This window comes from Brachybacterium kimchii (assembly GCF_023373525.1).
GTDB classification, from domain to species: Bacteria; Actinomycetota; Actinomycetes; order Actinomycetales; family Dermabacteraceae; genus Brachybacterium; species Brachybacterium kimchii.
In genome coordinates this window covers 3148278-3162313 of sequence record NZ_CP097218.1, presented here as the reverse complement: position 1 = coordinate 3162313, position 14036 = coordinate 3148278, and the positions used below count along the sequence as shown (strand labels likewise).

At 72.2% G+C, this 14036-nt stretch carries 12 protein-coding genes; 9 read left to right on the top strand and 3 right to left on the bottom strand.

Translation table 11 applies throughout. From position 1 onward, the window contains the following. The first annotated feature begins 266 nt into the window (after positions 1 to 266). Complete coding sequence (locus tag M4486_RS14465; protein ID WP_249477934.1) at positions 267 to 1559, top strand: ROK family transcriptional regulator; 1293 nt, start codon at positions 267 to 269, stop codon at positions 1557 to 1559. Positions 1560 to 1615: 56 nt separating this feature from the next. Here the strand turns inward: M4486_RS14465 and fdhA are convergent, their stop codons facing one another. Further along, on the bottom strand, positions 1616 to 2842 hold the full coding sequence (gene fdhA / locus M4486_RS14460) for a formaldehyde dehydrogenase, glutathione-independent (protein ID WP_249477933.1): 1227 nt from the start codon (positions 2840 to 2842) through the stop codon (positions 1616 to 1618). 176 nt (positions 2843 to 3018) lie between these two features. Here fdhA and M4486_RS14455 point away from each other — a divergent pair, with 176 nt between their 5' ends. Beyond that, positions 3019 to 4032 carry a DMT family transporter gene (locus tag M4486_RS14455; RefSeq protein WP_249477932.1) on the top strand — a complete coding sequence of 338 codons (1014 nt, stop codon included), beginning with the start codon at positions 3019 to 3021 and terminating at the stop codon, positions 4030 to 4032. Here the strand turns inward: M4486_RS14455 and M4486_RS14450 are convergent. Next, positions 4029 to 5390 carry an MFS transporter gene (locus tag M4486_RS14450; RefSeq protein WP_249477931.1) on the bottom strand — a complete coding sequence of 454 codons (1362 nt, stop codon included), beginning with the start codon at positions 5388 to 5390 and terminating at the stop codon, positions 4029 to 4031. The genes M4486_RS14455 and M4486_RS14450 overlap by 4 nt on opposite strands. A 59-nt stretch (positions 5391 to 5449) precedes the next feature. Beyond that, a complete protein-coding gene (locus tag M4486_RS14445; protein WP_249477930.1) occupies positions 5450 to 6451 on the bottom strand; it encodes a LysR family transcriptional regulator in 1002 nt (333 codons plus the stop codon). A gap of 173 nt (positions 6452 to 6624) precedes the next feature. On the opposite strand from M4486_RS14445, the gene M4486_RS14440 reads away from it, so the two are divergent. The 7 genes from M4486_RS14440 to M4486_RS14410 all read left to right on the top strand — a co-directional run bounded on the left by M4486_RS14440 (position 6625) and on the right by M4486_RS14410 (position 14027). Beyond that, on the top strand, positions 6625 to 7461 hold the full coding sequence (locus M4486_RS14440) for an aldo/keto reductase (RefSeq protein ID WP_249477929.1): 837 nt from the start codon (positions 6625 to 6627) through the stop codon (positions 7459 to 7461). Between the two features lie 255 nt (positions 7462 to 7716). Continuing rightward, entirely contained in the window at positions 7717 to 8649 is a 933-nt protein-coding gene (locus M4486_RS14435; protein WP_249477928.1) for an aldo/keto reductase, read from the top strand. 182 nt (positions 8650 to 8831) lie between these two features. After that, the gene (locus tag M4486_RS14430) at positions 8832 to 9656 is read left to right on the top strand and encodes an HAD hydrolase family protein (protein WP_249477927.1); all 825 of its coding nucleotides are present in this window, start codon (positions 8832 to 8834) and stop codon (positions 9654 to 9656) included. A gap of 249 nt (positions 9657 to 9905) precedes the next feature. After that, on the top strand, positions 9906 to 10886 hold the full coding sequence (locus tag M4486_RS14425; protein WP_249477926.1) for an ABC transporter substrate-binding protein: 981 nt from the start codon (positions 9906 to 9908) through the stop codon (positions 10884 to 10886). Beyond that, a complete protein-coding gene (locus M4486_RS14420) occupies positions 10883 to 12040 on the top strand; it encodes a FecCD family ABC transporter permease (RefSeq protein ID WP_249477925.1) in 1158 nt (385 codons plus the stop codon). Before M4486_RS14425 ends, M4486_RS14420 begins: the two co-directional genes overlap by 4 nt. After that, the gene (locus M4486_RS14415; RefSeq protein ID WP_249477924.1) at positions 12037 to 13158 is read left to right on the top strand and encodes a FecCD family ABC transporter permease; all 1122 of its coding nucleotides are present in this window, start codon (positions 12037 to 12039) and stop codon (positions 13156 to 13158) included. Before M4486_RS14420 ends, M4486_RS14415 begins: the two co-directional genes overlap by 4 nt. After that, positions 13155 to 14027 carry an ABC transporter ATP-binding protein gene (locus M4486_RS14410; protein ID WP_249477923.1) on the top strand — a complete coding sequence of 291 codons (873 nt, stop codon included), beginning with the start codon at positions 13155 to 13157 and terminating at the stop codon, positions 14025 to 14027. Before M4486_RS14415 ends, M4486_RS14410 begins: the two co-directional genes overlap by 4 nt. The last annotated feature ends 9 nt before the right edge of the window (positions 14028 to 14036 follow it).

Below are 14036 nucleotides of genomic sequence, written 5' to 3'. Positions count from 1 at the left end.
GCGTCGGGGGCTCTGCTCACGTGGGAGTCGGAGCGGGAACGATGGGATGGGGAATCTGGTCGGGAAGCGGGCCGGACGGCGATGTCGTGAGGCCCGGGTGTCGGCCCCGCTGGCTGCGGAGACCGGAGTTCGTCGGCGGGGATCGAGCACCGCGTCGATGCGGTCCATTCCGCATCGCGCGCCATCCCGCGCCTCTCGGTGACGTACATTACTCACACTGTTGGACTAAAGGCAACGGGGCTCGCCCCGCGGTGGAAGGAGCACTCGTGCGCGGGTCATCCATGCCGGACATCGGCGCCAAGAACGAGCTCGTCGTGCTCGACGCGATCCGCAGTGCGCCCGAGGGCAGCTCGCAGTCCGAGGTGGTGCGTCGCAGCGGCCTCTCCCGGCAGGCGGTCAGCCTCATCACCCGTCGGCTCATGGAACGCGGCCTCGTCGAGACCGACGGCACGCTCTCCGCGGGCCGGGGGAAGCCGCGCACCGTGCTGCGCGTCGTGCCGTCGTCGCTGCTCGCGGCCGGCGTGCATCTGGATCCCACGGGGATCACGCTGGTCATCGTCGATCTGGGGGCGAACGTCGTCGCGGAGAAGGCGCTCGGGCCCCCGGGCTCGGACCCCGATGCGGGGGTGGCGCGGATCGCGGCGGGCCTCGAGGAGCTGCTCGCGACGATGTACGAGGACGGCTGGCGCACGCCCGGCGGCCAGAGTGCGCGGGAGGCGCTGCTGGGCATCGGCGTCGCGGCCCCGGGCGGGCTGGACTGGCGCCGCGGCGTGCTCGTGGATCCGCCCTGGATGCCGGACTGGTGGGACACCCCGCTCGTGGAGATGCTCTCGCGGGCGACGGGCCGCACGGCCCTCCTGGACAAGGACACGAACGCTGCGCTCGCGGCGGAGATCTGGGCCGGCGAGCGTCTGAGCGAGCAGACGCTGCTGTACGTCTACGTGAGCGTGGGCGTCGGCTCGGCGGTCTCGAGCGCGGGCCGCGTCCAGCGCGGCTCGACCACGCAGGCCGGGGAGATCGGGCATCTGCCGACGGGTCTCGACGGTCCCGTGTGCGGCTGCGGCAGGCGCGCGTGCCTCTCGACGTTCACGGACGTGCACGCGATGCTGCACCGGATCGACGCCGCGAAGAGCGCTGCGGACGGCTCTGCGGGGAACTCAGACTGGCGCGAAGCGGCGGGTGCGGCGGCGGAGATCGATGTGGACGAGCTCTCCTCCGCTTCCCTCGAGGCCGACGGCGAGCGCCTGGATGCCCTGCTCGCGGCGGCGACGTCGGGCGACCGCCTGGCCGCACGGATCGCGCAGGAGCACGGCACCGCGCTCGGCGAGGCGCTGCGCACCCTGATCGGGATCCATGACCCGCACCGCGTGATCATCGGCGGCCCCTACTGGCGCGCGCTCGAGCCCTTCGCCATGCCGCAGGTGCTCGAGCGCGCGCTGCAGGGCAGCGGCGGGCGCCGCGGGGTCACCATCAGCTCCTCCGCCTTCGGCGACGACGTGGGCGCGATCGGTGCGGCCACCCTCTACCTGGGCAGGGAGCTCTCCCCCACCGTGCGCTGACAGGGCCCGAGCCCGATCCTCAGGGCCCGGGCCCAGACCCGGACCCGGTCAGCGGATCAGCTCGCCGTCGCGAGCCCCGTCGTCCCGTGGGGGTCGATGACGAACTTCTTCGCGGCTCCCTTGTCGAACTCGGCGTAGCCGCGCGGGGCGTCGTCGAGCGAGATCACGGTGGCGTTCACGGCGTCGGCGATGTGCACGCGGTCGTGCAGGATCGCCTCCATGAGCGGGCGGTGGTAGCGCATGACCGGGCACTGCCCGGTCATGAACCCGAGCGCCTTCGCCCAGCCCAGGCCGAGGCGCAGGGAGAGCGAGCCCTCCTTGGCCGCCTCGTCCACGCCGCCGGGGTCGCCGGTGACGTAGAGCCCGGGGATGCCGAGGGCGCCGCCGGCCTTGGTGACGTCCATGAGGGTGTTGAGCACGGTCGCGGGCGCCTCCTTCGCGTCGTGCCCGTGGCCCTTGGCCTCGAAGCCCACGGCGTCGACGCCGCAGTCGACCTCCTCGCGGCCGAGGATCCTCGCGATCTGCTCGCGGGGATCCTGCTCGGCGACGTTGATCGTCTCGCAGCCGAAGGCGCGGGCGGAGGCGAGGCGGTCCTCCTGCATGTCGGCGACGATGACGACGGCCGCGCCGAGCAGCTGCGCGCCGACGGCGGCGGCCAGGCCCACCGGCCCCGCGCCCGCGATGTACACCGAGCTGCCGGGTCCGACGCCCGCGGTGACGGCACCGTGGTAGCCGGTCGGGAAGATGTCCGAGAGCATGGTCAGGTCCAGGATCTTCTCGAGGGCCTGGTCCTTGTCCGGGAACTTCAGCAGGTTCCAGTCAGCATAGGGCACGAGCACGTACTCGGCCTGCCCTCCCACCCAGCCGCCCATGTCGACGTACCCGTAGGCGCTGCCGGGGCGGTCGGGGTTCACGTTCAGGCAGATCTCGGTGCGCCCGATCTTGCAGTTCACGCACCGCCCGCAGGAGATGTTGAACGGCACCGAGACCAGGTCGCCGGTCTTGATGAACTCGACGCCGGGGCCTACGTCGATCACCTCGCCGGTGATCTCGTGGCCCAGCACCAGTCCCTCGGGGGCGGTGGTGCGGCCGCGGACCATGTGCTGGTCCGAGCCGCAGATGTTGGTGGTGACGACCTTCAGGATGGCCCCGTGGGGCAGCTTCCGGCCGATGTTCGCGGGGTTCACCCCCGGCCCGTCCTTGAGCTCGTAGCCGGGGTAGTCGATGTCGACGACCTCGACCTTCCCGGCTCCCTTGTACGCGACTGCCCGATTGCTCGACATGGTGGCCTCCTCGGCTCCCCAGCGGCGCGTCCGACCTCGTTGTCCCGCGCCCTGCCTCATGGTGGGCATGCGCGTCGACCGTGGTCAAGAGGCGGCGGGCGCCGTCTGCCCGCGCCCTGCGCGTCGGTGTCCGGATCCCGCTGGCACCGCCTCCGCCGCTGCCGGATCATGGGCCCATGCCCGTTCCCTCGGCCGCGCATCCCCCGGCGTCCTCCTCCGCACCTGGCCCGACGCCGTCCTCGGTCCCGCCACGTCCGTCGCATCCCGCCCTGCCGTGGCTCGCGGCCCTGCTGGTGATGATCATGTGGGCGTCCTCGTTCGTCGTGATCCGGGCCGGCGGCGCGGACTTCTCCCCCGGTGCGATGTCCCTGCTGCGCAGCGGATCCGCAGCCGTGGTGCTGCTCCCGCTCGCTCTCCTCGGTCGCGTGCGCATGCCGCGGAGCCCGCGGCTGTGGCTGGGCGTGATCGGGTGGGGCGTCGCCTGGTTCGCGGCGTACACCATCGTGCTGAACGCGGCGGAGCTGCTCATCGACGCGGCGACGGCCGCGATGCTGGTCAACGTCGCTCCGCTCATCGTCGCCGTGGCCTCGGGACTGCTGCTGCGCGAGGGTCTGCCCGTGCGTCTGGTGGCGGGGATCCTGGTGGCCTTCGGAGGCATCGCCCTGATCACGGTCGCCACCTCGAGCGGCCGCGTCTCCGGCGCCGGTCTGCTGCTGGGGCTCCTCGCCGCCCTGCTGTACGCCGGGAGCGTGCTGGCGCAGAAGACGCTGCTCCCGCATGTCGACTCGACCTCGATGACGGTGGTGGGCATCGTCGCCGGGTTCCTCGCCTGCCTCCCGTTCGCTCCCGCGCTGATCGGGGAGCTCGCCGAGGCGTCCGCCGCCTCGGTCGTCACGGTCGTCTACATGGGCGTCTTCCCCACGGCGTGCGCGTTCCTGCTGTGGGGGTACGCGCTGACCAGCACCCCAGCCGGGGTGCTCAGCTCCTCCTCGCTCATCGTCCCGGGGATCACGGTGGCGATGGCCTGGATCGTGCTCGGCGAGACCCCGCCGCCACTGGCCGCGCTCGGCGGTCTGCTCTGCCTGGTCGGCGCCGGCTCCGCCGTGGCGCCGAGCGTCCTCGCCGCCCTCCGTCGGCCCGCCGGGCCCGTGCCTGCAACAGGGAGCCCTGCGGGCCGGGTGCCGCGCTAGGCCACGACCTCGCCGTCCTCGACGACCTCGGCGCCGCGCCCGCCCGTGGCCCGCAGGTGCCACAGCCACAGCACGGTGCCGGCGCAGACGAAAGCGAGCGCGGTCGCCGCGAGGGTGAGCAGGGAGCCCGTCACGAGAGGTGCCACGACCCCCGCGAGCAGCGCGTTCAGCACGAGCGAGGAGAAGGTGCCCAGCGAGGCGGCGGCGCCGCGGGCGTGAGGGAAGAGGTCCATGATCTCGAGCTGGATGGGCGCGAAGATCAGGGAAACGGTGAAGCCGATCAGCATCGGGCCGACGAGCACGGGGATGAGTGCGGGCGAGATCGTGCCGTCGGGCGCGGGGGCGAGCGCCACGAGCAGCAGGTTCAGGGCGGTCGCGCCGAGCGTCGCCAGGTAGCCGATGGTGATCATGCGCGTGCGCGGAAGGCGGTCGGCGAGCCGGCCGACGGCCTGGGCGCCGGTGAACATGCCGATGATCAGCGGCACGAACAGCACCCAGAAGTCCTGCTCGCCGAGCCCCAGCAGGCGCACCACGATGATCTGCGCCGACGCGATGAACAGGAACTGGGCGGCGAAGCCGAAGGCCGTGGCGAAGGCGATGCGGACCATAAGGGCCGAGGCGCCCACGTGCACGAGCGAGCCGAGCAGGGAGCCGATCCGCAGCGGTGAGCGCCGCTCGGGCGGGAGGGTCTCGGGCAGCAGGATCGTGAGCACGATCGCGAGCAGCCCGTAGATCCCGATCCCGCCGAACACCCAGCGCCAGTCCCCCAGCAGCAGGAGCCAGCCGCCGATCACCGGGGCGAGCGCGGGCGCGATCGAGAAGATGGCCATCACCTGCGCCATCAGTCGCTGAGCCTGGGCGCCGGAGTAGAGGTCGCGCACCATGACGCGGGAGATGATCGTCGCCGCGCCGGCGCTCATGCCCTGCAGGACCCGCAGCAGCACGAGGCTGCCGAAGGAGGGGGCGAGCACGCAGGCGAACATCGCGAGCACGTAGATCGTGAGGCCCGCGAGCATGACGCGCCGGCGGCCCAGCGCGTCGGACAGCGGGCCGTGGAAGATCGACATCACCGCGAACGCCGCGAGGTAGGCGGAGACCAGCTGCTGCAGCGCGCCCTCGGACTCGCCGAACTCGGCGCCGATGCGGGTGAAGGCGGGGAAGACGGAGTCGATCGTGAACGGGCCGATCATCGTGATCGCCGCGATCGCGACGGTGATGAAGCCACGGGGCCGACGACGGGCCGGGGCAGCGGGCTCAGCGGTCCGGCCCGCGGTGGACCCACCGGGCGAGGCGGGACCGGAGGGGATGGAAGAGTCGTCGGGGCTCGGGGAGGGTTTCGCAGGATCAGCCGTGCTCACCCTGCGAGCGTAGCCCGGTGTCCCAGATCCTGGACACCCCGTCTCAGGCGCCGGGAGCGTCAGCGACCGACGGCCATGACAGGTTGCCCGCCCACGGCGGACGCGGCCTCCGCATCCGCTGCATCGATCACCTCGGTCGTCTCGACGGCTTCGCCGGCGAAGCACGACGCGTCCTCGCAGGGCGCAGTTTCCCCGAGAAGCTCGAGCAGCAACCCGGAGGGGGCGTCGGCCGCCGGGGCGAGCGGGCAGATGGCGCTCACGGACCAGCTGGGCTGGGCGGCGCCCGGGAGCTCGCAGGTCACCAGCGTGGCCGCCTGAGGCTTCCGCGCGACGTGCGCGGGCACGATCGCGACGCCGAGCCCGCGGGTCACGAGGTCCAGCAGGGTGTGCACGTCGTTGACGCTGCAGCGCACGCGGCGGTGCACGCCGTGGGTCGCCAGCAGGTCGTCGTTCATGGTGCGCACGCCCCAGGTCTCGGAGAAGTCGACGAAGTCGGCGCCGTCGAGCATCTCCCAGCGCAGGGTCGTGCGTCGGGCGAGGCGGTGATCGGGCGGGACGACGAGCACGAGCGGCTCCCCGCCCAGGAAGGTGTGGCGCAGCGCGCCGAGGTGCCGGTCGGTCGCGACGAAGGCGACGTCGAGCTCGCCCTCGCGCACCGCTCCGACCAGCTCGTGCGAGCCGGCCTGGGCGAACTCGGTCGCGATCCCCGGGTGGCGCTGGTGGAAGGTCGAGAGCAGGGCGGAGACGTCCACGAGGCCCAGGCACTGCTCGGCGCCCACGCGCAGGGAACCGCTGATGGCGGGGCCGACGCGCATCACGGCCTCGCGAGCGCGAGCGGCCTCCTCGAGGAGTGCGCGCGCGTGCGGGAGCAGCGCGAAGCCGGCCGCGGTGGGCTCGACCCTCCGGGTGGTGCGGTCGAACAGGGCGGTGCCGAGCTCCTGCTCAAGGCCGCGGATCGCGCTGCTGAGCCCCGACTGCGAGATCCCCGCGAGCTCGGCCGCGCGGGTGAAGTGCCGCTCGTCGGCGAGCGCCACCACGTACTCCATCTGCCTCAGGTCCATCTCCGCCTCGCATCCTTCGTGTCCATCGCCGGTGTGCCGGGGTCGGCCCGGCACATCCGCCTGCCCGGCCCGTCCGTCGGCCCGGCTCATCCTCTCATCTACCAGCCGGCGCCATGAATGGCATCGCTGCGAGCTGTTGGACTTATATATCGAGGCTTCCTAGGCTCGGGGCCATGACTGTTCCCACGATCAACCTGAACTCCGGACATGCGATCCCCCAGCTCGGCTTCGGCGTCTTCAAGGTCCCGGCCGACGAGGCCGAGAAGGCCGTGACCAGCGCCCTCGAGGTCGGCTACCGCCACATCGACACCGCCGCCATCTACGGCAACGAGGAGGGCGTGGGCGCCGCGATCGCCAAGAGCGGCATCCCGCGCGACGAGCTGTTCGTGACCACCAAGCTGTGGAACGACCGCCAGGCCGGCGAGGAGCCGCACGCGGCGATCCGCGAGAGCCTCGAGAAGCTCGGGCTCGAGTACGTGGACCTCTACCTCACGCACTGGCCCACCCCCGAGAAGGACACCTACGTCAACGCCTGGCAGAAGCTGCTGGAGATCCGCGACCAGGGCCTCTCCCGCTCCGTGGGCGTCTCGAACCACCTGCCCGAGCATCTCGACCGCCTCGTGGAGGAGACCGGCGTCGTGCCGGCCGTCGACCAGATCGAGCTGCACCCCGCGCTCCAGCAGCGCGATGTGCTCGAGTGGGCCGGCAAGAACGGGATGCACATCGAGTCCTGGGGCCCGCTGGGCCAGGGCAAGTACCCGCTGTTCGAGGAGTCCTCCGTGGCCGACGCGGCCTCCGCGCACGGCGTCACCCCCGCGCAGGTCGTCATCCGCTGGCACCTGCAGCGCGGCTTCATCGTGTTCCCGAAGTCCACGCACCGCGAGCGCATGGAGCAGAACTTCGACGTGTTCGGCTTCGAGCTGCCGGCCGACGAGGTCGCCGCGATCGACGCTCTCGACAAGGGCGACGGCTCGGGCCGCGTGGGCACCCACCCGCTCGAGTTCAACTGACGGCGAGCGGCGCGCGCCCGCGAGCACGCGCCGCCTGACAGCATGGGCCGGGGCTCCGTCCGACGGGCGGAGCCCCGGCCCCGCCCGTCGGACCAGGGACCGCCTGCGCTCCTCGCCCGTCGGACCGGGGGTTCGCCCGGCCCCACCCGTCAGCCCGTCGGCCCTCCAGCCCCGCCCCTTCTGCCCCCGGCGAGCGCCGCTCACCGGCCCGACCGCGTCCGCGGCCGATCTCATGACGACACAGGAGTCTCTGCGATGAAGCATTTCCCCCTTCCCGGCACCGAGATCACGGCACCGAACGTGGTGCTGGGCCTCATGCGGATCAACGACAAGTCCGACGAGGAGATCCGCACCCTCGTGAACACGGCCCGCGACGCGGGCATCGACTTCTTCGACCACGCCGACATCTACGGCGGCGACCACCTGTGCGAACGGCGCTTCGCCGAGGCGATGCACCTGAACGCGAACGAGCGCTCCGAGATCACGATCCAGACGAAGGCCGGGATCGTCACCGACGGCCCCTACTTCGACTACTCCTACGAGCACCTGATCGAGTCCGTCGAGGGCTCCCTGAAGGCGCTGCGCACCGACTACATCGACATCCTGCTGCTGCACCGCCCCGACGCGCTCGTGGAGCCCGACGAGGTGGCCCGCGCCTTCGACGACCTGCACGCCTCCGGCAAGGTGCGCGCCTTCGGCGTCTCGAACCACACGCCCCGCCAGATCGACCTGCTCAAGCGCTCGGTGACCCGCCCGCTCGTGGCCAACCAGCTGCAGCTGTCGATCACGCACTCGCCGATCATCGCGCAGGGCATCGCCGCGAACATGAGCGGCGAGGAGCAGTCCAGCGTCCTGGACGGCGGGGGCATCCTCGACTACTGCCGCCTGAACGACATCACCGTCCAGGCCTGGTCGCCCTTCCAGGGCGGCTTCTTCGACGGCGTCTTCCTGGGCAGCGACAAGTACCCGGAGCTCAACGCCGTGGTGGACCGACTCGCCGCGAAGTACGACGTCGCCCCGGAGGCGATCGCGACCGGCTGGATCACCCGCCACCCCGCGAACATGCAGGTCGTGCTCGGCACCACCACGCCGCAGCGCGTCACCGACTCTGCCGAGGGCTCGGAGCTGCCGCTCACCCGCGCCGAGTGGTACGAGCTGTTCCGCGCGGCGGGCCACCGGGTGCCGTGATCCCGGAAGGCGGCGATCCCGGCGGGGACGGCGGTGACGGCGCGGCCGGCGGGGCCCACGAGGCCGACGCGCACCGGGTGCGCCGGGAGCACGCCTCCGAGGAGCATCGACTGCGCCGGGTGGCGGTCGCCGAGCGGCAAATACGGGACATCTCTGCCATATCTGGCAGAGATGTCCCGTATATGCCGGTCCATGACATCGCCGACGGGGACGGTATCGCCGACGCGGAGGGCGTCGCCTACGGGGACGGTGTCGCCGACAGGGGCGGCGCCGCCGACGAACCCGTGGTGCTCGACGTCGACGGCACCCTCTGCTTCGACGGCCGCACCCTCACGGACGACATCGTCGAGGCCCTGCTCCGCGTCCGCGCGCGGCACCCACTGGTCTTCGCCTCCGCGCGCCCGGTGCGCGACCTGCTGCCCGTGCTTCCGGAGGACTTCGCAGCCAGCGCGCTGATCGGCGGGAACGGCGCCTTCGTGCGGCGTGCTCAGAGCGCCGACGTCGAGGTCGTCGGCTTCCCTGCCGCCGCCAGAGCCCTGCTCGACGAGATCATCGAATCGCAGTCCCTGCCCGCGCTCGTCGACGGGCCCTGGGACTTCTCGTTCACGGGCGACGAGGAGCACCGCATCTTCCGCCAGCTCGACGCCGGAGGCCTCGCCCGCAACCTGCCGCGCAGTGCGCTCCCCGACTACGCGAAGGCGGTGCTGTTCACCGAGGATTCCCAGGTCATCGAGCAGTTGCGGGGCTCCGGCCTGACTGTGTCCGTCCATCCAGACGAGCACCTCATCGACGTGGCGCCGAGCGGCGTCACCAAGCACTCCGCGCTGCACCGCCTCGGCATCCTCGACGGCTCGTACACCGCCGTCGGCAACGACGTGAACGACGTCGAGCTGCTGCGTCACGCGCGCCGCGGCATCCGGGTCGGAGGGCACCCCGCGCTCGACTTCGCCCATCGCACCGTGGACCGCAGCGAGGTGGCGGGAGCGCTCGTCCAGCTGGACAGGTGACGACGCGCCGCCGCTGACCCGCGTCGCGAGGCACGAGCTGGGCCGCGCGGCCGGCCAGCCGTCGCCGTGAGGTGCGTCTCGAATCAGCTCCGCCCCACCGGGCTCGTCACGGCCCGACGCTAGCCTCAATGGACATTAGGCAAGCCTTGCCTTTTCACAATATGTGACACCACTTCCTCCCCATCCCTGTTCCCCGCCTCTCGCACGCGCCGGCTCAGCCGCCGGGCGTCCGTCCCCAGGAGTCTTCGTATGCGCCGTCGTGGCTTCCTCGCTCTCACCGTCCCGGGCCTCCTCGCCCTCGCCAGCTGCTCGTCCGCGGGATCCGATTCCGGCACGACGACGAGCGACGGCGGCGGTGACGCAGGCTCCGGGTCCTTCTCGTACACGCCGGAGGGGTACGACGGTCTGACCGTCGAGCTCGACCAGAAGCCGCAGAAGATCGTCGCCGACATCTACTCGGCCGCAGCCCTGCAGCCCTTCGGGATCACCTTCGCGGGAGTGTTCGGCTTCGGCAAGGGCGCCGGCGGTCAGGGGGACCTCGACCTCGAGAAGGAGAACATCATCGGCCTCGACGCCGAGTTCAGCCTCGAGAAGCTCGCGGCCGCGACCCCGGACCTCGTCATCGGGGTCGGCAACGAGAAGGGCGACGGCTGGACCTGGTGGGACGAGAAGGTGACCACTCAGGTCGCCGAGGTCGCGCCCTACCTCCCCGTCCGCATGAGCGGGACGCCCCAGGAGATGATCGACCGCTACACCGGCATCGCGAAGGCGCTCGGCGCCGATGTCGAGACCGCGGAGCAGAAGCAGGCCAAGAAGGACTTCGACACGGCCGTGGAGCGCGTGAGGGCCGTCGCCGAGGAGAAGAAGGACTGGCTGACGGTGATGGCCCTGAACATCGCCGGGGACGAGATCTATACGAGCGACACCCTCGGCGTCACGACCATGCTCGCCGACCTGGGGCTGAACCTCGTGGGCCCCGAGGCCCCGAAGGACAGCGCCTGGGCCACGTCGAGCTGGGAGAAGATCAGCGACTACGACGCCGACGTCATCCTCCTCGCCGAGACGTCGAGCGGCTACGAGGAGAACTCCCTGTGGACCTCGCTCCCCGCCGTCGAGGCCGACCAGGTGGGCAGCTGGGACGACAAGCGCGCGTACTCCTACACCGTGCAGACGACGTGGCTGAACGACCTCGCAGAGGTGCTGGAGAAGGCCGAGGACGTCGTCAAGTGACCCCCTCCGCCGGCGTGGCCCCGCCCCGGGGACGGGCCGTCCCCGGAGGTCAGGCCACACCCTCGGACGGATCGGCGCCGTCCGAGGCTGCCGCAGCCCAGGAGCCGGCGGACGCGACCGCGCTCCCGGGCATCGAGACCGATGAACCGGTCCGGGTGGGCGGCGCGGGCCGGATCGTGCTCGCCGTGGGCCTCGTGCTGCTGCTCGCGCTCGCGATCCTGGCGAGCCTGTGCATCGGGGACCGGCAGATCCCGCCCGGCACGGTGCTGCGCGCACTCGTGGAGCACGACGAGTCCACGATCGACGGGCGCGTGGTGTGGGGCTCTCGGGTCCCGCGGACGCTCGGCGGGCTCGTCGTCGGCGCGGCCATGGCCGTCGCCGGGGCCCTCGTGCAGTCGCTGACGCGCAACCCCCTGGCGGACCCCGGGATCCTCGGCGTGAACGCGGGCTCCGCGCTCGCCGTCGCCGCCGGGACCTCGCTGCTCGGCATCGCCGGGATGGCCGGCCAGCTCTGGCTCGCGCTCGTCGGCGCGCTCATCGCGACCGTGGCGGTGCTCGCCATCGGTGCGGCCGGGCGCAGCGGCGGTGATCCCGTGCGGCTGACGCTCTCCGGGGTGGCCTTCGCGGCCGTCGCCTCGGGATTCACCACCGCGATCACGCTGCTCGATCCCGCCGCCTTCGATGCCATGCGCTCATGGGCGGCGGGCTCCCTGTCCGTGCGCGGCCTGGGTCCGTCCCTGCGGGCCGTGCCGTTCATCGTCGTCGGCCTGCTGGCGGCGCTGATGACCGCGCGCTCCCTCAACGCGATCGCCCTCGGCGACGACCTGGCCGCGACCCTCGGGGTGCGGCTCAGACGGGCGCGCGCGATCGGCATCCTGGGCATCACCCTGTGCTGCGGGGCGGCGACCGCGATCGCGGGCCCGATCGGCTTCGTGGGACTGATGGTGCCCCACGTGGTGCGCTGGGCGACGGGCCCCAACCAGGGGTGGATCCTGGCCCTGTCGGCCCTCGGCGGACCGGTGCTGCTGCTCGCGGCCGACGTGGTCGCGCGGATCGCCGCACCCGGCGGGCTCCCCGTCGGCGTGGTCACCGCGTTCCTCGGCGCCCCCGTGCTGATCGCCATGGTGCGCTCCAAGGCGGTGTCGACCCTGTGACCGTCCGCAGCACCGCCGAGGCCCCCGCCTCGAGCGCCTCCCCCGCTCCGCAGGCCGGCCCGCGGGCGCCACGAGCCATCCGGCTCCCCACCCTCCGACGAGGGCATCTCCCCCTCACGCTGCGCACGCTCGGCGTGTGCCTGGCGATCCTGATCGCCTGCATGGCGATGCTGATCCTCGCCGTCAGCACGGGCGATCTCACGATCCCCGTGCGGCAGGTGGTACCGGCCCTGTTCGGCGCCGGAGACGGAGGCACGGTCCTGGTGGTCCAGCAATGGCGACTGCCGCGCGGCCTGATGGCGCTGCTGCTCGGGGCCGCGCTCGGCATCGGGGGCGCGATCTTCCAGTCCCTGACGCGCAATCCGCTGGGCAGCCCCGACGTGATCGGCTTCGGGACCGGCGCGTACACGGGCGCCCTCGTCGTGATCCTGCTGCTGGGCGGCTCGTACCTGGGGACGGCCGCCGGCGCGCTGATCGGCGGCACCGCCACGGCCCTCGTCGTCTACCTGCTGTCCATCACGAGGGGCGCCGGCCGACGCGGCATCCAGGGGTTCCGCCTGATCGTCGTGGGCATCGGCGTCTCCGCCATGCTCTCCGCGGTCAACACCTGGCTGGTGCTGCACGCGGAGATCGAGGACGCCATGCGCGTCGCGGTGTGGGGCGCCGGATCGCTCAACGGCGTCTCGTGGGAGCAGATGCGGCCCACGGTCATCACGGTGATCGTCCTCTGCGCCGCCTGCGTCGTGCTCGCCGAGCGCATGCACATCCTGGAGATGGGCGACGAGTCGGCGTCCGCCCTGGGAGTGCGGGCGGAGGCGACCCGGCTCGCGCTGATGCTCACGGGCATCACGGCGGTGGCCCTGGTCTCCGCGGTCGCGGGGCCGATCTCCTTCGTCGCCCTCGCCGCCCCGCAGATCGCCAAGCGCCTCACGCGCTCGCACGGCATGGGCATCGCGCCGGCGGCGCTCATGGGCTCCCTGCTGCTGCTCGTCAGCGACTACGTCGCGCAGCGCATCAACCCGACCAGCCCCCTGCCCGTCGGCGTCGTCACCGTGTGCGTCGGCGGCATCTACCTCGTGTGGCTGCTCATCTCCGAAGGAAGGAAGCACCTGCGATGAACGCCGGACTGACAGGCACGACGAGCACGACGAGCGCGGCGGAGCTCGACACCCTCCCGCCGGCGCACGCCGCATCCGCGGCCGCGCCCTCGCGGCTCGCCGCGCGCGGGGCGAGCATCGGCTACGGCGAGCGCACGGTCATCGAAACCCTCGACGTGCAGATCCCCGATGACTCCTTCACGGTGATCATCGGCCCGAACGCCTGCGGGAAGTCCACGCTCCTGCGGTCCATGTCGCGCCTGCTCAAGCCCAGCTCCGGGCACATCGTCCTGGACGGGAAGGACATCCGCTCGATGTCGCCCCGCGCGGTCGCCACGCGGCTCGGCCTGCTCCCGCAGACCTCGATCGCGCCCGACGGCATCCGCGTCGCCGACCTCGTGGCACGCGGCAGGTTCCCCCATCGCGGCACCTTCTCCCGCAACACGCCGGAGGACCGCGCGGCCGTGGCCGCCGCCCTCGCGGCGACGAGCACGCGGGACCTTGCGACGCGCCTCGTGGACGAGCTCTCCGGCGGGCAGCGCCAGCGGGCCTGGATCGCCATGGTCCTCGCGCAGGAGACCGACCTCCTGCTGCTCGACGAGCCGACCACGTACCTCGACATCGCGCACCAGATCGGCGTGCTCGAGCTCTGCGCCCGGCTCAACGCGCAGGGGCGCACCGTCGTCGCGGTGCTCCACGACCTCAACCACGCGTGCCGCTTCGCCACCCACATCATCGCCATGCGCGACGGTCGGATCGTCGCCGAGGGGCCCCCGCAGGAGGTCATCACCCCGCGTCTCGTCGAGGAGGTGTTCGACCTGCCGTCCGTGGTCATCGAGGATCCCACCACGGGCCGGCCGCTCGTCGTGCCGCGCCCCTCGTCCTCGTGACCTGCGAGA

Excerpts from the sequence above, each read along its gene's own strand:
- M4486_RS14440 (WP_249477929.1), top strand. The coding sequence starts at position 6,625 with ATGACTGTTCCCACGATCAACCTGAACTCCGGACATGCGATCCCCCAG.
- M4486_RS14410 (WP_249477923.1), top strand. The coding sequence starts at position 13,155 with ATGAACGCCGGACTGACAGGCACGACGAGCACGACGAGCGCGGCGGAG.
- M4486_RS14430 (WP_249477927.1), top strand. The coding sequence starts at position 8,832 with ATGCCGGTCCATGACATCGCCGACGGGGACGGTATCGCCGACGCGGAG.
- M4486_RS14445 (WP_249477930.1), bottom strand. The coding sequence starts at position 6,451 with ATGGACCTGAGGCAGATGGAGTACGTGGTGGCGCTCGCCGACGAGCGG.
- M4486_RS14425 (WP_249477926.1), top strand. The coding sequence starts at position 9,906 with ATGCGCCGTCGTGGCTTCCTCGCTCTCACCGTCCCGGGCCTCCTCGCC.
- M4486_RS14435 (WP_249477928.1), top strand. The coding sequence starts at position 7,717 with ATGAAGCATTTCCCCCTTCCCGGCACCGAGATCACGGCACCGAACGTG.
- M4486_RS14455 (WP_249477932.1), top strand. The coding sequence starts at position 3,019 with ATGCCCGTTCCCTCGGCCGCGCATCCCCCGGCGTCCTCCTCCGCACCT.
- fdhA (WP_249477933.1), bottom strand. The coding sequence starts at position 2,842 with ATGTCGAGCAATCGGGCAGTCGCGTACAAGGGAGCCGGGAAGGTCGAG.